Genomic DNA, 18,279 nt, shown 5'->3' with positions numbered 1-18,279 from the left:
GCCCGAAGAGAAGCCGAGCTCAGTTCAGCGCCGCCGGCAGTGGACTTCCGTCGAGCAGTTCATCGCTGGGTAGCTGTCCGATGAGCACGGCGAGCGCACGCTTCCATCGGCGCAGCACCGCCTCGCGTTCGCCGAGTGTGCCGGTGAGCATGGCGGTCATCGAGAGTCCGGTGAGCAGGTCGATGGTGAACTCGACCAGGACCTCGGCGCGCGGATCCGAGGCATACGGTTCGCCGAGTACTTGCAGGTAGAGCCGACGCATTTCGGTGAATACGCGACGTTCCTCGGTGAGGAGCTGGTCGCGGAGTTCGGCGTCGGTGCGCGCGGCGACCCATAGGTCGAGTGCGGTGAAGAAGGCGGGACTGTTCAGGTCGCGCCAGGCCAGGTCGACGACGGATTGCAGGCGGTCGCGGCCGGGTGGGAGGAGTTCGGCTTCGCGCCGGAACTTCTCGAGCCGGGTGTCCACAACCTGGGTGGTGGCGGCGATGAGCAGTTCGGCTCTGGTGGGGAAGTGGTGCTGCACGGTGCCGCGGGCGAGCCCGGCGCGTTCCTGGACCGCGCTGACGGTGGTCGCCGCGTAGCCGCGTTCGAGCAGGCATTCGGCGGTGCAGGCCAGGATTCTGGCGCGGGTGGATGCCCGACGTTCGGCCTGGGTCCGGCGTGGTTGTTGCACGGTCACCTGAGAAATCGTACGTGCTGCCGACAAGATTCGGTAGATTGATAAGAAAGTGTCGGCCGTCACCTCTTGACGACGGCGTATCGAGCTGATGCAATCAAGAAACCGTACGTAGTAACTGTTTATCTGGATGAAGGGCTGCGATGACGCAGATCTCTCACCTCCGCCGGGGCAGTGGTTCGCCGATCGTGCTCGTGCACGGTCTCGGCAGTCGCCGGCAGGTTTTCGCGCCGATCATCGATCTGCTGGCCGAACAGCACGAGGTCATCGCGATCGATCTCCCCGGCTTCGGTGACTCGCCCGCCCTCGACGAGGTGCGGCCGGGTCCGCGTGGGTACGCCACCTGGCTCACGCAATGGCTGGCGGACAACGGGATTCGGCGCCCGCATGTGGCAGGCAGTTCCATGGGCGGCGGTATCGCCATCGAACTGGGCCGCGCGGGGGTGGCGTCCGGGGTCACCGCGTTCGCGCCGGTCGGCTTCTACGGGCCTGTCGGACGGCGGTGGACCCAGTGTCTGCTCACCGGCATGCGTGGTGCCGCGCGGGTCGCCGGGCCCGCATTGGACCGGCTGGTCGAGTATCCCGCGGGCCGCATGGTCCTGCTCTCGAGCATGTTCGGTCACCCGGTCCAGGTGGACCCCGATGCCGCCCGTACCGACTTGGCGGGGCTGGCCGGTGCGACCTCCTTCGCGGCCGCCCGCGATGACTTCGCCAATTACGTCCTCGATCCCGGCGACGACCGTGGATCGCTGGGCGAGATTCCGGTGACGATCGCGTGGGGCACCCGCGACATCGTGCTCGTGCACCGCACCCAGAGCGCCCGTGCCCGCACGGTGCTGCCGTTCGCGCGTCATCTCGACCTCCCCGGCTGCGGGCACCTCCCGTTCAGCGACGACCCCGATACCTGCGCTCGCATCGTTCTCGAAGGGACCTCATGACACCGTCCATTGCAGTTATCGGCAGCGGCTTCGGCGGCCTGGCTGCCGTTATCGAACTGAAGAAGCGCGGCTTCGACGATATCGTCGTGTTCGAGAAGGCCGACGATGTCGGTGGCGTCTGGCGGGAGAACACCTATCCCGGTGCTGCCTGTGATGTGCCGTCCCCGTTCTACTCCTACTCGTTCGAACCGAATCCGCGCTGGCCGCACCGATTCTCGCGGCAGCCGGTGATTCTCGACTACATCAGGCATGTCGCCGAGAAGTACGATGCTCGCCGCCACATCCGCTTCGGCACCGAGGTTCTCGGCGCCGCGTTCGATGACGAGACCGGGAAGTGGACGGTTCGGCTCAGCGGCGGGGATACGGTGGTGGTCGATGTGCTGGTGTCGGCGGTCGGCCAGCTCTCCCGACCTTCTGTGCCCGCGATCGATGGACGGGACAGCTTCGGCGGCAGCAGTTTCCACTCCGCGCAGTGGGATCACGACGTCGACCTGACGGGCAAGCGTGTCGCGGTCATCGGCACCGGGGCGAGCGCGATCCAGTTCGTTCCCGAGGTCCAGCAGCAGGTCGAGAAGCTGACGGTGTTCCAGCGGACCGCGCCCTACATCATCCCGCGCCCCGACCGCGAGTTCTCGGCGCGCCATCAGCGGGTGTTCGAGAAGTTGCCGGTGACCGAGCTCGCCGAACGCGGCACCTGGTACGGCGTGGTCGAAGGGCTCAGCGTCGCGTGGGTGTACGCCAAACCGCTCGCCGCCGCGATCAAGGCCATGTCGAAGTGGCACATGCGCAGGCAGACCAAGGCCAAACCGGGCCTTTTCGAGAAGGTGTGGCCGGACTATCCGGTCGGTTGCAAGCGAATCCTGTTCTCCGACAATTACCTTCCGGCGCTGACCGAAGCGAATGTGGAGGTGACCACCGAGCGGATCGCCGAGATCACCCCCTCGGGGGTACGCACCGCGGACGGGCGTGACCACGAGGTCGACGTCATCATCTGGGGGACCGGTTTCACCAGCACCGAGTTCCTGGCCCCGATGACCATCACGGGCGCGCAGGGCAGGGAGCTGACGCAGGAGTGGGACAGCGGCGCGCACGCCTACTACGGCATGACCGTGCCACGGTTTCCGAACCTGTTCATCATGTACGGCCCCAACACCAATACCGGTGGCGGCTCGATCATCTACTTCCTCGAAGCGCAGGCGAAGTACCTCGGCGACTATGTCGCCCATCTGGCGGCGTCCGGTCGCGCGCTGACGGTCCGTCCTGACGTGGAGCAGGCCTACGACGAGCGGATCCAGTCCCAGCTCACCGGGAGCGTGTGGAGCCTGTGCTCGTCGTGGTATCGCCAGGCCGACGGCCGGATCACGACCAACTGGCCACTGCTCGGAATCCAATACAAGAAGCAGGCGCGGTTCGATCCCGCCGACTACGAGGTGGTGTCGCGATGAGTGACTACGACTACGACGTGATCGTCGTCGGTTCCGGTTTCGGTGGCAGCGTGACCGCGCTGCGCCTGACCGAAAAGGGTTACCGGGTAGGTGTTCTCGAATCCGGCAGGCGCTGGAACGCCGAGGACTACCCGAAGACCAACTGGAACATCCCCAAGGCCATCTGGGCGCCGCGCCTGGGCCTCACCGGACCGCAGCGGATCAGCGCGCTCGGCAAGTGCCTGGTCTTCAGCGGTTCGGGTGTGGGTGGCGGGTCGCTGATCTATGGCAATACGCTCTACGAACCGTTGCCGGAGTTCTACAGCGATCGTGCGTGGGCGCACATCACCGACTGGAAATCCGAGCTCGCGCCGTACTACGACCAGGCCGCGCGGATGCTCGGTGTGGTCGAGAATCCGCGCGTCGGGCCGAAAGACGATGTGCTGTTGCAGGTCGCGCGTGATCTGAAGGTGGCCGATACCTTCCATCGCACCCATGTCGGTGTCTTTTTCAACGAGGGTTCCGAAGGTGTCGAGGTCGATGACCCGTACTTCGGTGGCGCGGGTCCACGCCGGGCGGGCTGTATCCACTGCTCGGAGTGCTTCACCGGCTGCAAGCACAATGCCAAGAACACCACCACGCTCAATTACCTGCACCTGGCCGAGAGCAATGGCGCGCAGGTGCATCCGTTGACCACGGTGACGTCGGTGGCACCCGACGGCCACGGTGGCTACCGCGTCGAGACGGTCGCGTCGAACGGCTGGCTGCGCAAGGAACGACGCACCTTCACCGCCGAGCAGGTGGTGTTCGCGGCGGCGGCGCTGGGCACCCAGAAGTTGCTGCACAAGTTGCGGGGCGACGGCACGCTGCCCGAGCTGTCCGCGCGGGTCGGTGAGCTCACCCGCAGTAACTCCGAGGCGATCATCGGGGTCACCAGCAAGTCGCGCCGTGACTTCGCCCAGGGCGTGGCGATCACGTCTTCCATCCACCCGGAACCGCAGACGCACGTGGAGGTGTGCACCTACGGGAAGGGGCAGAACGCACTGTTCTTGCAGACCGTGCCGATGGTCGACGGCGGGGCGTTCCGGTTCTTGCGGCTGTTGCTGACGATGATCTTGCATCCGGTGCAATTCCTGCGTTCGCAGAACGCCCACGGCGCCTCGGAGCGGTCGGTGATCCTGCTGGTCATGCAGTCGCTGGACAACTCGCTGACCTCCTACCTGAAGGGCAAGCGGTTGGTGACCAAACAGGGCAGTGGGGAGCCGAATCCGGAGTGGATTCCCATGGCGCACGAGATCGCCCGGCGATACGCGGCCGAATCCGACGGCATCACCGGCAATATCGCCACCGATATCTTCAATATCCCCGCGACCGCGCACTACATCGGTGGCTGCACGATCGGCGATTCCCGCGATACCGGCGTGATCGACCCCTACCAGCGCGTCTATGGCTATCCCGGCCTGCACATCGCCGACGGCAGCGCGATCACCGCCAACCTCGGCGTCAACCCGTCGCTCACCATCACCGCGCAGGCCGAGCGGGCGATGGCGTTCTGGCCCAACAAGGGTGAGCCGGATCCGCGTCCTGATCTCGGTGCCGCCTACCAGCGGATCCGTCCGGTCGCACCGGATCAGCCCGCTGTGCCCGCTTCCGCGCCCGGTGCGCTGCGACTACCTGTCTGAGACGAGGATTTTCATGACGATCGACCAACTCACCACGCTCGAACCCGCCTGTTCCAGGGAAGCGGCGCTGGCGCTGTTCGACAGTCTCGCGCCGGTGCCCGCGACTCAACTCAGTGGCCGGTGGCACGGTCGCGAGCTGGCGACCGGGCATCAGCTCGACGGTCTGCTCGTAGCATCCGGGTGGTATGGCAAGCAGTTCGACGGGGAGGACAGTGTGCATCCGCTGCTGTTCCGCGGTCCCGCGGGCGATATCTTCGCTGTCGATCCGCAGCGAGTGCCGTTGGGCCTGGTCGGCAAGGTGCCGAGCAAGATCGTCGACCGGGGTCGGGGATTGCTCGGAGTGTTGAAACCGGCGTTGCGCGCCCGTGGATACCGGGCGCGGCTGCGGGCGGTGGAGCATCGTGGGGTTGTCACCACGGCGATGGTGTACGACCATCTGCCGATCATCGATGTGTTCCGCCGGGTCGACGACGACACCGTGTTGGGCCTGATGGACTACCGCAATTTCCCCGAGCCGTACTTTTTCGTCCTCGTTCGGGAGAACGCGAGCGATTCTGCCGGTTTGCCCGATTGAATCGGGGGTACGCGCCGAAAACGGAGAACTCTCGTCGGAAGGAGGCCGTGCCATGACCGACTACATCGATCCCCATCAACACAAGTTTCCCGACACCGAGCGCACGACGCGCTCACACGCGGGTGAGTCGATTCAGGACTCGCTCAATTGGCCGGGGCTGTTCCTCGTCGGAGTCGGCATCGTGATGCTCGCGGCCACTCTGACGGCCGCCGGTTCCGGATTTGTCGGATGGGCGGTGATCGCCGGAATCCTCAGCGGTGTGTGCTTGCTGTTCGGGGTGGGAATCGTGCTCGCCGAGCATCGCCGGATCAAGGTCGGCGAGGGGCTGCACCTCACCGATCCGTGTGGTCACTGAGGTCGGAGCGCGGAAAGGACGTCGATGAACGAACGCGCTGAGCCGGGACGGATCATCGTCGACTATTCGCACCTGTTCCCCGGTGTGGTGGTGCGCGCCGACCGCATGGCTGACGAGTTCGATGTGGTGTTCTCCGATGGGGTGCGCACCGAGGCCGGCATCCTGCAGGACGACGAGGGGGTCGCGGCACTCGACGTCGTCGGTTACGCCACAGCCGCGGGCACGATGCAGCCCGGGCGGGTGTGGCCGATCACGTCGATCGAGGATGTCGGCTCCGAGGTGAATATCAAGCTGGGGCCGTACTTGCGCTAGCGGCGAGGCTCGAAGGGGCCGGTTCGTCGTCGCTGGACCTTTCTGTGTCTAACGACTGGACCGGCGTCCATCTTTGCCGCGATGATGACGCCATGAGCGAGCATCCCGCGCAACGGCGCACTCTGGCTGTGTTGGTCGCGGCGCAGATCTTCAGTGGCGCGGGACTTGCTGCCGGTATCACCGTCGGTGCTCTGCTGGCGCAGGACATGCTCGGATCGACCGGACTGGCGGGATTGCCCGCGGCGATGTTCACGGTCGGGTCGGCCGCGGCGGCGGTCGGGGTGGGTCGGATTTCGCAGCGGGCGGGTCGCCGGGCAGGCCTCACCCTGGGCTACCTGACCGGTGCGCTGGGGAGTTTCGGGGTGGTGGCGGCCGCGATGACCGGGAGCTTGCCACTGCTGTTCGTGTCGCTGATCGTGTACGGGGCCGGCACCGCAACGAGCCTGCAAGCGCGATACGCCGGCGCCGATCTGGCGCAGCCCGCACATCGGGCACGCGCGATCAGCACGGTGCTGGTGGCGACGACGGTCGGTGCGGTAGTCGGGCCGAACCTGACGACACCGATGTCGAATATGGCTGTGGGCTGGGGTATTCCGGCGCTTTCCGGTCCGTTCGTGCTGTCGGGGGTGGCGTATGTGCTGGCGGCGCTGGTGCTGTGGGTGATGTTGCGTCCGGACCCGCTCGTGCTCGCCCGCGCGATCGCGGAGCCGCCCAGCGAGGTTGTGGTGACGGACGCTCCGACCCGGTGGTCGGCGCCGATCGTGGCCGGGACGACGGTGATGGTCGTGACCCAGTTGGTGATGGCCGCCGTCATGACGATGACACCGATCCATATGCAGCATCACGGGCACGGTGTCGGCGCGGCGGGATTCGTGATCGCGGTGCATGTCGCGGGGATGTATCTGCCGTCGTTGCTGTCGGGGATGTTCGTCGATCGATTCGGGCCGGGCTTGGTCGCCGTGGCGGCCGCGGGCACGCTGGTCGCGGCCGGTGTGGCCGCGGCGCTCGCCCCGGCGACATCGGTGGGGGCGCTGGCGGTGGCGCTCGGGCTGCTCGGGGTCGGCTGGAATCTGGGGTTGGTCGCGGGGACGACGATGATCGCGGATGCGACGCCGGTCGCCACCCGTGCTCGCACACAGGGCACGGTCGATGTGGGGATCGCGATCGCGGGTGCCGGTGGTGGGCTCGGATCCGGGGTCATCGTCGCGGCCGCCGACTACCCGGGTTTGGCCTTCCTCGGTGCGGGGATCGCACTGCTGATCGTGCCCGCGCTGGCCTGGGCCACGCGCCGCCCACATATCCGTGACGAGAGTCCGCCCGTGGGTGTCGACAGCTGATCGCGATGGTGGCTCGTCGCGACTCCGCGGTCGGCCCGTGGGATGATCTCGCGATGAAAGGTCAGACGAGTACCGCCCGGCTGTTAACCCTGTTCGGCGGCGTCGCCCTCGTGATGCTGATGGTCAACTGGAGTCTGATGCGCGCTGTGGCGTTCGCGGTGATCTGGGCGATCGCGGCCGGGGTGCTGGTCTTGCGCGATCGGCGCCGTGGAACCGAAGACGCCGAGGTTTCCGACGCCGCGGCCTCACACCCCGGCGAGCGCTGAGGCCAGATCCGGCACATCCAAGACCTGCATTGTCTGCTCACGCACGTCCGGGCAGCGCTGCTGAGTGACCGTATCGATCACCTCGCGATTGCGAGCGACCGCAACATTGATACCGCCATTACGCGCCGCCCAATTCTGCACAGTGGCATTGAACGACACCCGCGCCAACCTCGTCCCCTGCGCACGCCAGCTGTCGAGATCCGGGGCCATCATCTCGCACAGGTGCCCGGCAGCGTCATCGGAAATCTCGGGCGCACCCGAGGTCGACGGCGGCAAACCAGGATCCGGCGCCTCGGTGCTGGTAGCGCAGCCGGCAACAACCAGCAGCCCGACCAACACGACCCCTCGTAGATATGTGAACACGGAGCTGTCCCTCCGGTAGAGGATTGTCCTTGCTCAGTGCGTATGCCCGCACCGGGAAAGGTCAAACAGTTGTCCCCGGTCGGAAATCGGTGGGGGAGCAAGGGTTTCGTCCAATCGGGTTTTCGCGAGCCGAGGTCGAGAAGCTGATCGCGGATTCGCCGGACGGCCACTGGCCCCAGCAATCGGTCAACGGGTATCCGATCTTGGGATGTGGATACCGGCGGCGCGGAGCTTGGTCTCGAAAACCGCTCGCGTCGTGGCCGATGTCTGCTCTTCGCCGTGGCGGGCGATCAGCGTGTAGCGGGTCGCGGCCTCGGTGTGGGCTTGCAGGGCGGTCACGATCTTCAGGTGTGCGGGGTTGGCGAGGTAGTGCTCGGCCATGGCGGTGGCGAGCTCGGTGACGCGGGGATCGTCCGGGTCCCAGGCGGCGGCCTCGCCGGCGCGCTTGATCAAGGCGACGTATTCGGGGTCGTCGAGGGCATGCTCGACATGGGTGAGGTAGTCGTCGAAGCCGTCTGGGACAAGGGCTTTGGCCAAGACCCAGCCCTCCCGGCCGGTCGCCACCTCGTCCGCGGGGAAGCCGAGGCCGGTCATCCGCTCCAGCAGTGCGACCGCGCGGTCGCCCAGCAGGGCCCGGTCGCCGTCGGCGAGCCGGTCCAGCGTGTCACGTCGCACGGTCAGCTCGTCGATCCGTTCGGTGAGCTGCCGTCCGACATCGGCGAGTGTGGCGGCGAACTGTGTGGCGTCGGCGTCGAGCAGGGGCCCGATCTCGGCCAGCGGCACCCCGGCGGCGGCCAGGGTCCGGACCTGCACCAGCCGTAAGAGATCGGCCGATCCGTACCGCCGAAAACCGGAGCTGTCACGTATCGGCTCCTCGATCAGGCCGAGCTTGTGGTAGTGCCGCACCGTCTTCACCGTGACGCTGACGAATGCCGCCGCCTGCCCGATCGTGACCCCGTTCCTCATCTGCTCAGCCTGCCTTGTGCTCGAAGCCGCCGCGCCACCAGATGTAGTCGGCTACTGACCCGGATCGGACTGACCGCCGCCGAACACCTCGGCGAGGAGCTTCTGCTGTGCGTTCTGGAACGGCACCGCCACCGACATTGCGGAGTCGTCCACACAGGTCAGCGATGCGGTCATGGTCTTGCTGCCGTCGGGGGTGCTGTACATCAGCGTCGCGTAGCCCGCATGGCCGCCGTTGTGGGTGATGACGATGCCGCCGTCCGAACCCAGGTCCCGCACGAACACCCCCAGGCCGTAGTCCATCGTCGGGATGCCCGTCGGATGCGGCGTGCACATTTCGGCCAGCAGCTCGGCAGGCAGGAGTTTGCCGCTCAACAGCGCGGAGATGAATGTGGCCAGATCCTCGGTGGTAGAGATCATGTCACCACCGCAGGGGTTCCAGGACGGGTTGTGGCGGGTGACATCGACGGTTATCTCCTCGCCGTCCTGCTCGTACCGGTAGTAGGCGTGGGCGTGCGGCTCGGGGATCTCCGGCGAGGTTTCCGGCACCACGGTGCCCGACAGCCCGAGCGGATCCAGGATCAGCCGCCGCATCTCCTCGGCGAACGAGCGGCCGGTGGTCTTCTCGATCAGCAGCCGGGCCAGCACATAGTTGGTGTTGGAATAGCTCCAGCCGGTTCCCGGTTCGAACCGCGTCGGCTTGGCCAACGCCAGCTCCACCAGCTCCTGCGGCCGGTAGGTCTTGAACCGGTCCTGCACCCATTCTTTGCCCAAGGGAGTTCCCGGGGCGGGAATCCCCAGCACGATCGTCCCGTCCTCGTACATCTCGCCGGTGAAGTTGAACACCCCGCTGGTGTGCTGCAACAGCATCCGCACCGTGATCCGCCCGTCCAGCCCGAACTCGGGCAGGTAGTCCACCACCGGGACGTCCAGCCCGATCTTGCCCTCGGCCACCAGCTGCAGCACCAGAGCCGCAGTAAAGGTCTTGGTATTGCTAGCGATCCGGACGTGCCCGTCGATCGGCGGCTTCGCGGTCCCACCCAGCTCGGCCACCCCAGCGCTGCCGACCCACTCGCCGCGCTCGTCGTGCACGCGCAGCGACACCCCGAGGAACCCCGACTCGACGATCTCCTCGATCGTCTTCTGCAACTCCGGGCGATCCTGCCCGACAGCGACATTCGCCACGGCCGCCCCGGTGGCGTCGAGGGCGGCGGTGATCTTGCGGGCCATCTCGGCCGTCGCGGGGCGGGGCCGGCCCGGGTTGTCCTGGGCTGGTTCGATGGCGACAAGGACGGTGTTGCGGAAGTTGTCGGCCTCGGCTCGATCATGCTGCGCGAGCAGATGCATGGCCGCGGTCAGCGCCGGCAGCACCTGATCGGCGAGCTCGGCCACCGACTTGCCCGTCAGGTCGATGTCCTTCGATTTCGCGGCGAGTACGTGCCCGACCATGCCGGTCGCGGTGTACAGCGCGACCGCGCCTTCGGTGGCGATCTTGTGGGGCTTGCCCGCGGCACCGGCGGCGGCCATCAGCGCGACGGCACCGTACGCGGCAGTCCGCAGAGTGCTCTTGTCCTGGTCGGAAAGGGTGATCGACATGGTGGTTTGCTCCATCGAATCTGTTGTGCCCGTTCGGCTTCGCGCCGCTGCGCCCAGCTTCCACCCTGACCTAAGGTCAACTACAACCATGATCTAGATCACATCTACCTCCAAGGTGGGCCATCCTGTTCGGGCTCGATGGTGAAGGCCCGCGCGCCGGCCGCGGTGAGCGCGTCGATTTTCGGAAGGACCGGGCGGCAGTCACTCCCGATGTGCCACACAGCGGACATGCCAGAGGAAGGCAGGTTGCCGTGCTCGGTGTCTTTATCGCGGCGTGAGCTGGTCTCGCTGCGCGAGGGTATCGAGGATCTCGTGAGCTGCGCGGGTGCCGGATTCGATGGCACCGTCGAGGTAACCTGGGTGATCGACCGCGGTTTCGGTACCGGCCCAATGAATGTCGCCTACCGGCGTGAACGGCAGCGGCATGAGCGCGTCGGTGGCGCCCGGTTCGGGAACGGCGAAGTAGCCGCCGCCGACGTTGTCGTCGAGATGCCAGGCTTTCTCGTGCCAGCTCACCGGCTCGAGGACCTCGGTGCCGAGCCAGGAAACCAGGGGGCCGAGGATTGTTTCGCGGCGAGAGGCGGCGTCGAGCTGGTCGAGTGCCCGTGCGTGCGGGCCGCCTACCAGCATGCACAGGTGGCCGGGACCATCGGGCGGGCTGGTGTCGAATACGGCGATCCTGGGAGCATCGAGGACCACGATTTCCGCATTCTTGCCGCGGTCTCGCCAGAACGGCCGGTCGAAGACCGCGATCGCTTTGTAGACCGACCCCATGTAGGTGCGGGTGGCGGCGGCGATCCGTTCGGGCGGCAGGGACGGCTGGAAGCTGATGCGTTCCAGCAGCGGAGGTGGAACTGTCACCACGACTTTGGTGGCGTGGACCGTACCAGCGGTCGTGGCGAGGGTGACGCCGTCGGCGCCCTCTCCGATCGAGGTGACTCGGTGCCCGAGACGAACACGGGGGCCGAGTTCGTCGGCGAGGCCATCGACGAGGGTACCGACTCCTTCGACCAGCAGATCCTCCTGCGCGCCGCCGGTGGTCGACAGCATGGTCCGCAGTCCGCCCTGCAGGCGGATCAACGTCATCATCGTCTGCACCGACAACCGGTCGAGGTCGGCGGTCCACGAGATCAGGGCGGCCAGTTCCAGCAGTCGTCGTGGTGTGCGCCCGGGCACCTTGGCCAACCAGTCTGCGACGGTCGTGGTGTCCCACCGCCGGCGCGGATGGATGTGGGACAACACTTCCAGGCTCAGCAGAAGACCTACGGTCGCCAGCGTCGACGGCGCGCCCGGCAGTACCCGGCGAGCGCCGTCGAGGATGGTTGGCACGGGGGTGGTGTGCATCCGGAACCGGGTGGCACCGAGTTCGGCGGCCAGCGCCGCGAGGCGGTGATGGTCGTGGCCGATCCACTGCCCGCCCAGATCCACGCGTGACCCCAGTGCGGTGGTTTCGCTCATCGCGCGCCCGCCCAACCGGTCGGCGGCCTCGAGCACGAGTACATCGACACCTGCCCGGTGCAGGGCGCGGGCCGCTGTCAGTCCCGCCAATCCTGCCCCGACCACAGCCACGGTCGTGGTGGTCGGGGCCGAACCCGAGGGTGCCTGAGTATCCGTGGGGTCTTCGCTTTTCATGTCTGCCTTTCCGGGCGGAGGAGACCGCCCTGTCCAAATCTGAGTCGGTCGGGGTGTCGCTGTGTCGTGATGGCCTGCTCTGCGCGAGCAACGGAATCGGCGGTAGCTGTCATTTGTTCGGCACAGCGGCAGTCAGGGCGCTGTGGATCTCTCCGGCGACGCGGTGGCCGGACTCGGCGGCACCGTCGATGTAACCGGGCCAGCGGGTGGCGGTTTCGGTGCCTGCCCAGTGCAGCGGGCCGACGGGGCGGCGCAGTGCGGGTCCGAAGCGGGTCAGCGTGCCGGGCGTAGCGAACGCGCCGTAGCAGCCGCGGCTGTATTCCTCTTCGGCCCAGTCCTTTTCGATGTAGTCGATGGGTTTGCGCGCCCGCGGGCCGAAGTACCCGGCCAAATCCTCGAGCACCATCGCGCGGCGGTCGGCAAAGGCCAGCCGGGCGCTGCTGTCGGCGTGGCGACCCTCGAGGAATCCGACGAGAACGCCGAGGCCACCGCCGAAGGGGGTGTTGTCGAAGACGGTGCCCAGGGCTCGCCGGTCGCTGTTGGCCTGACCGGACCAGCCCTCGGCCCGCCAGAACGGCTCGTCGTAGGCGACATTGACCTTGATCACCCGGCCCATCGGCATCCGCTGCACGAGCTGGTCACGATCACCGGGCAGGCCAGGGGTGAACCGGATCCGGGCGACCAGCGGCGGCGGCACCGCGATCACTGCCCGGCGCGCACGCACCGTCACACCCTCGGCGCGGACTCGCACTCCGGTGTCGTCCCAATCGATGTCGGTCACCGGGCTGTCGAGGACGATCCGGTCCCCGAGTTCCTGGGCCATGGCCAGCGCGATGGTCTGGGTGCCGCCCACGACCCGGTCCTGCTGGGCGCCCCCGGCGACGTTGATCAGCGCGTCGAGCCCGCCGGCTGCGCCGATGTAGAAGTTCGCCCACAGCGCCGACATATCCTCCGGTCCGGTGGCGAACACGGCCTCGGTGATCAATCGGAAGAAGGCTCGCCCGTCGGGGGTGTGGGCGTGGTTACGCAGCCAGGTGTCGAAGGTCTGCGCGTCCAGGGACTCGGCCAGCTCGTACTCCCACGGCTCGGTCCGGACGACCTTGCTCGCCAATCGGTCCAGCCGCAGCTGGGTCTGGACGATATCGAGCAGCGTCAGCGGGTTCACCCGGGGAATGCGGCCGGTGTACTCCGAGCGGGAGCGGCCCAGCTCGACGATGTGACGCCCGGTGGTGTGGGTGGGGTAGGTCCGCAGGCCCAGCTCCTCGATCAGGGCCATCACCTGATGCTGGGTCGGGCCGACCCACTGGCCGCCGACCTCGATCGGCGAGCCGCCGGGCAGTTCGGCGTTGAGCAGGCGGCCGCCCACCCGGTCCCGCGCCTCGAGCACCAGCACCTCGGATCCGGCGCCCACCAGGTCACGAGCAGCGACCAAGCCCGCGGCACCAGCGCCGACGATCACGACATCCACCGACTTGTCCATACCAACAGCTCCACTCCATGCACTGTGCATCTGTCATACACGCTGTATGTGCTAAACATAGCGTATGGCGTCGTTGCGTGACAAGCATGTCGAGAACACCCGGCAGACACTGCTCGAGACCGGGGCTCGCCTCTTCGCCGAACGGGAGTACGCCGATCTGTCGGCAGAGGAGCTGGTGCGGGCCGCCGGCCTGACCCGCGGCGCGCTCTATCACCACTTCGACGGCAAGAAGGGGCTGTTCGAAGCGGTCATCGACGATCTGGAACAACAAGCAGCACAACGCATCCGAGCCGCAATCGACTCCTCGACCGATCCGGTGGAACGCGTCGACCGCGCGATGGGAACCTTCCTCGACATTTGCACCGAACCCGCGTATCGCCACATCGTGCTGCTGCAGGGTCCCGTCGCGCTGGGCTGGCGACGCTGGCGTGAAATCGACCAGCGCCACCTCAGTGGGCTCGTCGTCGAAGGCGCCCAGCACCTGCTCGATGCCGGCCGTATCCAGCCGCACCCGCCCGAACTACTCGCCAGCGCCATCTACGGCGCCCTCACCGAAATGTCGCTCACCATCGCCGAATCCGACGATCTCCCCTTGGGCCGCGCCCGGGCGGCAGACCTGGCCCGCGCCCTGCTCGGCGGGCTGATCCTGATCTCGGCACCGCACACCGCTGAATCCAGCTGATATGGGCCAGCACCTCGTCCTCGACGCGGCGGCCAAGCCAATCACCAATCACGGTGCCCCGCAGGACAAATCAGGAGCTCGCTATCTCCGCTGGTAAAGCCAGTGTCGTTGTTTTGTCCGATTACTACTGGACCCCGAAAGGCCGAATCAAGTAGAGGATCAGGCATTGCCGATTGGCCTTCGGGCCGACTTTGAGGTTGCCGGTGATCTATTCGATGTGTCGAGGACCATCCGGTTCTGCTCCACCAATGTGGCCCTGGCACGGCGCCGACTCCGGCAGGTATCGACCGCGCATTCCAGATGGACCTGCATGGCCCGATGGGCTTGTTCGGCGGTCAGCGGCCCAGGGTCACGGCCACAGAGGAGCATGGCGGTCATCGTGATCGTGGGCATGCCGCCCGGTTTGAGTTCGGCGAGAATGCTGGATTCAACTGGGGTCATTGATGTTTGCCCTTCACGGTGGGAATGTCGCGCGGACCTGCTGGTAGCCCGGCGGTTGATATGCCGCAACGCTAAGGTCGGCAAAGCACGGGTACGGGGAGGATTTCTCCCCCATCCCACTTAGACTGGACACATTGGTTTCCACGCCCACCGTGAAGGGGTACGGAACATGAAAGATCAAGCACCCATTGGGCTTCGCATCAAACGCCATCGCGAGCGTGCGGGGATCAGTCGACCGGTGCTTGGCGACCGGATCAACCGGTCTCCTGACTGGGTGAAACAGGTCGAGAACGGCGTTCTGCAAACGCCGAAGCTGCCGATGCTGTTGGCCATCGCAGATGCCCTGGGACTGGCAGACCTCGCCGAGCTGACAGGCAACGGGCACGCTGTCTCAGTGAATCTCTACGCAGGGGCGAAGCATGCGGCCCTCGGTGACGTCCAGGCCGCACTCACCGACTTCCGTCGACCGCTGCCCGGGCGCGCCCACAACGTCGGGCACCTGGCCGAGCGGCTACGCCTGGCCTGGGAGGTCCGACACGCCAGCCCTGACCACCGGACGCAGCTCGGCGTCATCCTGCCGAGTCTGATTCGCGATGCCCAGGAAGCGGCCCGTGCCCGAGGCCCCGTTCGACGGGAGGCACGTCGAGTTCTGGCCGGTGTCTACCAATTGGTGGACTTTTTTGTGCCTATCAGCGGGACAGTTCGTTGGTCTGGATGGTCGCTGACCGCGCGTTGGAGCAGGCGTACGAAGCCGACGATCCATACCTGGTTGCAGCGTCATCGTGGTCAATGGTGCAGGCGTTGCGGGACTCCGGCCGGTGGGACGAGGCGCTCGCCCTGATCGAATCGGGCACCGAAATCCTCGTCCCCTACCTAGAGCGCGACGACACCCCCGACGATTGGCGGGGCATCACCGGTGCGTTGCAAGCCGAGGCGCAGCCCTGGTGCAAGCTCGCCGCGGCCGACACGGTGATGCCTGGGCGGCATGGGACCGTGCTGACCGCTGGGCGCAGCTGTTGGGCCCGGGCTACCGGCACATTCAGACCAGCTTCGGGCAGGCAGTCCAGGGCGCGAACGCGGTCACCCTCGGTGTGGACCTGCGTAGGTCCGGTGAAGCGCTGCAGGCGGCACGTGCGCTCGATGAGGACACGATCGTGTCGGTGCCCCGTAGGTCTCGTCATCTGATCGAGGTGGCCCGCGCCTACGACCAGCATGACGAGGGCGTCGCCGTGCTGGCACTGTTGGGCAAAGCGCATCGCACCGCACCGGAGACGGTCAGCTTCAACGGGTTCGCGAAGGAACTACTGCTCGGACTGTCAAAGCGTCCACCGGTGGGGATGACGAAGGACGTGCGGGAGTTGTGCGAGAGCGTCGGTGTGGCGGCCTGACACAGTTATGTCCCCGCTCCCTTCACAGGGGGGCTCGGCCCCACGCGCGGACCGTGGGCGGGGCGTAGAACCATCGATGCTCGTCCTCCAACTCGGCCCGCGCGGCGGCAATGACCTTGTGTGAGACCCCGTGCGCTACCAACGTTTCGTGGACCTGTATCCAGGTGAGGTTCCACATGCGCGCCATCGGCGAACCGCCGCGAAACATCGGGATCCCCGCCTCTGCTCGGACGTCGACGAGCCCCAGCGACTCTAGGTGTCTGGGCAAGCTCCGGGCCCAGGCTTGGTTCGCTCCAGCGTTCTCGGTCGAACGTGCAAAGGCCCGCCAGACGTCTCCGAACGCGCCCGACATTTCATCGAGGACGCCGAGCCCATCGCCTTCCTCGAGAACGAGAACGCCGCCTGGTGCCAACGCCCCGACCAGCCGCTCCAAAACGATGTCCCTTTTGGCAATGTGCAGCAGCACGAACCGTGTGTGGACGAAATCGAATGCGCCTTCGGGCAGTTCGTCGGCGACGAGTTCGATCTGGGCGACTTCGCCGCCACGGTCGGGCAGGTCCGTCAGGTGTCGTGCGTCAGCGTCAACCGCGAGCACTCGACCACCTGGCAATGTGACGCTGCATAGCCAGCGAGCGAACGACCCGCCGCCCGCTCCGGCGTCCAGACACCGCCATCCCGCACCCACGCCCAGTCGTTGAGCAAGCGCGATGCTCTCAGGGTCGAAGGCTGCGCCCAGCAGTGCAAGGCGTTCCTTCGCGAAATCCCAATCGTTGGGGAGGGTGTAGTGCGGATTCCGTGGCGATGAGGTTGGCGATGGTTCGGTCATGATCAGACGCTAGGTCGAGCGATCTGGGCTGATGGAGGAACTGAGCCGTTTCGCCAGACCGAGTGATCGAATGCACAATGGCATCAGGCCGAGTCGCGCAAAGGGGTGGGTGGATGACGTCGGATTCCGAGTTGGATCCTGCGGCTATCGAGATCGGGAGTTTCTTCGCGCAGCCGCCGGGGGTGGTGTGGCGGGCGTTGACGGAGCCGGGGTTGCTCGAGTTGTGGTTGATGCGGTCGATCGGGTTTTCGGCCACTGTGGGGTCGCATTTCATTTTTGTGGTGCCGTCGGAGCCTTCGGCGGAGATCGCGTGTGAGGTGTTGGTGGTGCGGGACGAGGAGCAGTTGCAGTTCAGTTGGGTCGATCTTCGGGCGGAGCGGCCGGCGCGGTGGGTGCTGGATTGGACGATTCAAGCGCAGGGGCGGGGGACTCGGTTGTTGTTGACGCAGACGGGATTCGATATCGGGAACAAGAGGCAGAAGATGGCGCGCAACGCGTTGGAGCGGGGGTGGCGGCGGACGGCGATGGGGCGGTTGCGGGATGTGCTCGAGGCCGAGGCGTCGGAATCGTGGTGAGTGCAACCGGTGACCGGTGGTGATGTGGTCGGTTAGCGTTTCGGCGGTTGGGTTCGGTGGTTAGGAGGGTGTGTTGACGGTCGACGTCGATATCGCGGTGCATCCGCTCGATGATCCGGTGCGGGGTTCGTTGCGGGGGGAGCACAGTCGGTTCGCGCGGTGGACGGGGCGGATCGGGCGTTATGAGCCCGAGGTGGCGCGGTTCGTCGGGCATCCGGCGGTGTTGGATGGGCAGGATTGGGCTGATCTGGGGAGCGTGCTCGGGGCGGGTGGGAGTGCTGGGATACGTGGGACAGGGCATGTTCTGCCGTCGGGATGGGCGGTGCTGGCCGAGTTCGACACGGTGCAGATGGATGGTGCGGGGTTGCGGGTTGCCGTCGATCCCGAACTCGAGATACTCACTGCCGGTGATGTTCCCGAGATTCTCGAGCTGATCGCCCGTACCGAACCGGGGCCGTACGCGCCGCGCACCATCGAGATGGGCACCTATCTGGGGTTGCGGGTCGAGGGTCGGTTGGTGGCGATGGCGGGGGAGCGGCTGCATCCGCCGGGGTGGACCGAGATCAGTGCGGTGTGCACCGACGCCGAGTTCCGGGGTCGTGGGATCGCGTCGCGGTTGATTCGGGCAGTCGGGGCGGGAATTCGGGCGCGAGGGGAGACGCCGTTTCTGCATGCGGTCGCGCACAACACATCGGCGATCAGTTTGTACGAGACGTTGGGGTTCACCGTTCGAAAGAAGTCGAAGCTGACGCTGGTGCAGGCGCCGTAA

At 66.5% G+C, this 18,279-nt stretch carries 20 protein-coding genes; 13 read left to right on the top strand and 7 right to left on the bottom strand.

Annotation, left to right across the window (positions count from 1 at the left end):
• Nucleotides 1-19 precede the first annotated feature (19 nt).
• Nucleotides 20-679, bottom strand: a complete 660-nt coding sequence (locus ACFWPX_RS00825) for a TetR/AcrR family transcriptional regulator (RefSeq protein WP_378924688.1) — start codon at nt 677-679, stop codon at nt 20-22.
• 140 nt (nt 680-819) lie between these two features.
• Here ACFWPX_RS00825 and ACFWPX_RS00820 point away from each other — a divergent pair, with 140 nt between their 5' ends.
• From ACFWPX_RS00820 to ACFWPX_RS00785, 8 genes are all read left to right on the top strand, one after another.
• Nucleotides 820-1,614, top strand: a complete 795-nt coding sequence (locus tag ACFWPX_RS00820) for an alpha/beta fold hydrolase (RefSeq protein ID WP_378924686.1) — start codon at nt 820-822, stop codon at nt 1,612-1,614.
• Nucleotides 1,611-3,059 carry a flavin-containing monooxygenase gene (locus ACFWPX_RS00815; RefSeq protein WP_378924684.1) on the top strand — a complete coding sequence of 483 codons (1,449 nt, stop codon included), beginning with the start codon at nt 1,611-1,613 and terminating at the stop codon, nt 3,057-3,059. The genes ACFWPX_RS00820 and ACFWPX_RS00815 overlap by 4 nt, the downstream gene beginning before the upstream one ends.
• Entirely contained in the window at nt 3,056-4,720 is a 1,665-nt protein-coding gene (locus tag ACFWPX_RS00810) for a GMC oxidoreductase (protein WP_378924682.1), read from the top strand. The genes ACFWPX_RS00815 and ACFWPX_RS00810 overlap by 4 nt, the downstream gene beginning before the upstream one ends.
• A 13-nt stretch (nt 4,721-4,733) precedes the next feature.
• Complete coding sequence (locus tag ACFWPX_RS00805; RefSeq protein WP_378924680.1) at nt 4,734-5,294, top strand: DUF4334 domain-containing protein; 561 nt, start codon at nt 4,734-4,736, stop codon at nt 5,292-5,294.
• Between the two features lie 52 nt (nt 5,295-5,346).
• Nucleotides 5,347-5,649 carry a hypothetical protein gene (locus ACFWPX_RS00800; protein WP_378628955.1) on the top strand — a complete coding sequence of 101 codons (303 nt, stop codon included), beginning with the start codon at nt 5,347-5,349 and terminating at the stop codon, nt 5,647-5,649.
• Between the two features lie 24 nt (nt 5,650-5,673).
• Nucleotides 5,674-5,961, top strand: a complete 288-nt coding sequence (locus tag ACFWPX_RS00795; RefSeq protein ID WP_378913561.1) for a hypothetical protein — start codon at nt 5,674-5,676, stop codon at nt 5,959-5,961.
• A gap of 92 nt (nt 5,962-6,053) precedes the next feature.
• Complete coding sequence (locus ACFWPX_RS00790) at nt 6,054-7,298, top strand: MFS transporter (RefSeq protein WP_378924678.1); 1,245 nt, start codon at nt 6,054-6,056, stop codon at nt 7,296-7,298.
• A 53-nt stretch (nt 7,299-7,351) separates the two neighbouring features.
• The gene (locus ACFWPX_RS00785; RefSeq protein WP_378924676.1) at nt 7,352-7,564 is read left to right on the top strand and encodes a hypothetical protein; all 213 of its coding nucleotides are present in this window, start codon (nt 7,352-7,354) and stop codon (nt 7,562-7,564) included.
• On the opposite strand, the gene ACFWPX_RS00780 is transcribed toward ACFWPX_RS00785, so the two are convergent.
• From ACFWPX_RS00780 to ACFWPX_RS00760, 5 genes are all read right to left on the bottom strand, one after another.
• Complete coding sequence (locus tag ACFWPX_RS00780; RefSeq protein ID WP_378924674.1) at nt 7,544-7,903, bottom strand: hypothetical protein; 360 nt, start codon at nt 7,901-7,903, stop codon at nt 7,544-7,546. The two genes, ACFWPX_RS00785 and ACFWPX_RS00780, sit on opposite strands and share 21 nt — an antisense overlap.
• 210 nt (nt 7,904-8,113) lie before the next feature.
• Nucleotides 8,114-8,893, bottom strand: coding sequence for a MerR family transcriptional regulator (locus ACFWPX_RS00775; RefSeq protein WP_378924672.1), 780 nt, complete (start codon nt 8,891-8,893; stop codon nt 8,114-8,116).
• Nucleotides 8,894-8,944: 51 nt separating this feature from the next.
• Nucleotides 8,945-10,486: a serine hydrolase domain-containing protein gene (locus tag ACFWPX_RS00770; protein WP_378924670.1), complete on the bottom strand. Its 1,542-nt coding sequence runs from the start codon at nt 10,484-10,486 to the stop codon at nt 8,945-8,947.
• 264 nt (nt 10,487-10,750) lie between these two features.
• Entirely contained in the window at nt 10,751-12,118 is a 1,368-nt protein-coding gene (locus tag ACFWPX_RS00765; RefSeq protein WP_378924668.1) for a flavin monoamine oxidase family protein, read from the bottom strand.
• Nucleotides 12,119-12,227: 109 nt separating this feature from the next.
• On the bottom strand, nt 12,228-13,598 hold the full coding sequence (locus ACFWPX_RS00760) for a flavin monoamine oxidase family protein (protein ID WP_378924666.1): 1,371 nt from the start codon (nt 13,596-13,598) through the stop codon (nt 12,228-12,230).
• A gap of 64 nt (nt 13,599-13,662) precedes the next feature.
• On the opposite strand from ACFWPX_RS00760, the gene ACFWPX_RS00755 reads away from it, so the two are divergent.
• The 3 genes from ACFWPX_RS00755 to ACFWPX_RS00745 all read left to right on the top strand — a co-directional run bounded on the left by ACFWPX_RS00755 (nt 13,663) and on the right by ACFWPX_RS00745 (nt 16,109).
• Nucleotides 13,663-14,280: a TetR/AcrR family transcriptional regulator gene (locus tag ACFWPX_RS00755; RefSeq protein ID WP_378913570.1), complete on the top strand. Its 618-nt coding sequence runs from the start codon at nt 13,663-13,665 to the stop codon at nt 14,278-14,280.
• Nucleotides 14,281-14,890: 610 nt separating this feature from the next.
• Nucleotides 14,891-15,562: a helix-turn-helix domain-containing protein gene (locus ACFWPX_RS00750; protein WP_378924664.1), complete on the top strand. Its 672-nt coding sequence runs from the start codon at nt 14,891-14,893 to the stop codon at nt 15,560-15,562.
• Nucleotides 15,563-15,665: 103 nt separating this feature from the next.
• Nucleotides 15,666-16,109: a hypothetical protein gene (locus tag ACFWPX_RS00745; RefSeq protein WP_378924662.1), complete on the top strand. Its 444-nt coding sequence runs from the start codon at nt 15,666-15,668 to the stop codon at nt 16,107-16,109.
• Between the two features lie 22 nt (nt 16,110-16,131).
• Here ACFWPX_RS00745 and ACFWPX_RS00740 read toward each other — a convergent pair whose 3' ends face one another.
• Nucleotides 16,132-16,935 carry a class I SAM-dependent methyltransferase gene (locus tag ACFWPX_RS00740; protein ID WP_378924660.1) on the bottom strand — a complete coding sequence of 268 codons (804 nt, stop codon included), beginning with the start codon at nt 16,933-16,935 and terminating at the stop codon, nt 16,132-16,134.
• Between the two features lie 113 nt (nt 16,936-17,048).
• Here ACFWPX_RS00740 and ACFWPX_RS00735 point away from each other — a divergent pair, with 113 nt between their 5' ends.
• Both ACFWPX_RS00735 and ACFWPX_RS00730 read left to right on the top strand, forming a co-directional pair.
• Nucleotides 17,049-17,510: an SRPBCC domain-containing protein gene (locus tag ACFWPX_RS00735; protein ID WP_378924658.1), complete on the top strand. Its 462-nt coding sequence runs from the start codon at nt 17,049-17,051 to the stop codon at nt 17,508-17,510.
• Nucleotides 17,511-17,580: 70 nt separating this feature from the next.
• The gene (locus ACFWPX_RS00730) at nt 17,581-18,279 is read left to right on the top strand and encodes a GNAT family N-acetyltransferase (protein WP_378924656.1); all 699 of its coding nucleotides are present in this window, start codon (nt 17,581-17,583) and stop codon (nt 18,277-18,279) included.

The sequence above is a fragment of the Nocardia sp. NPDC058518 genome, from assembly GCF_042719655.1.
Lineage (GTDB): Bacteria > Actinomycetota > Actinomycetes > Mycobacteriales > Mycobacteriaceae > Nocardia.
Note: the sequence above shows the minus strand (reverse complement) of the source record. Positions and strands in the feature narration are given on the sequence as shown.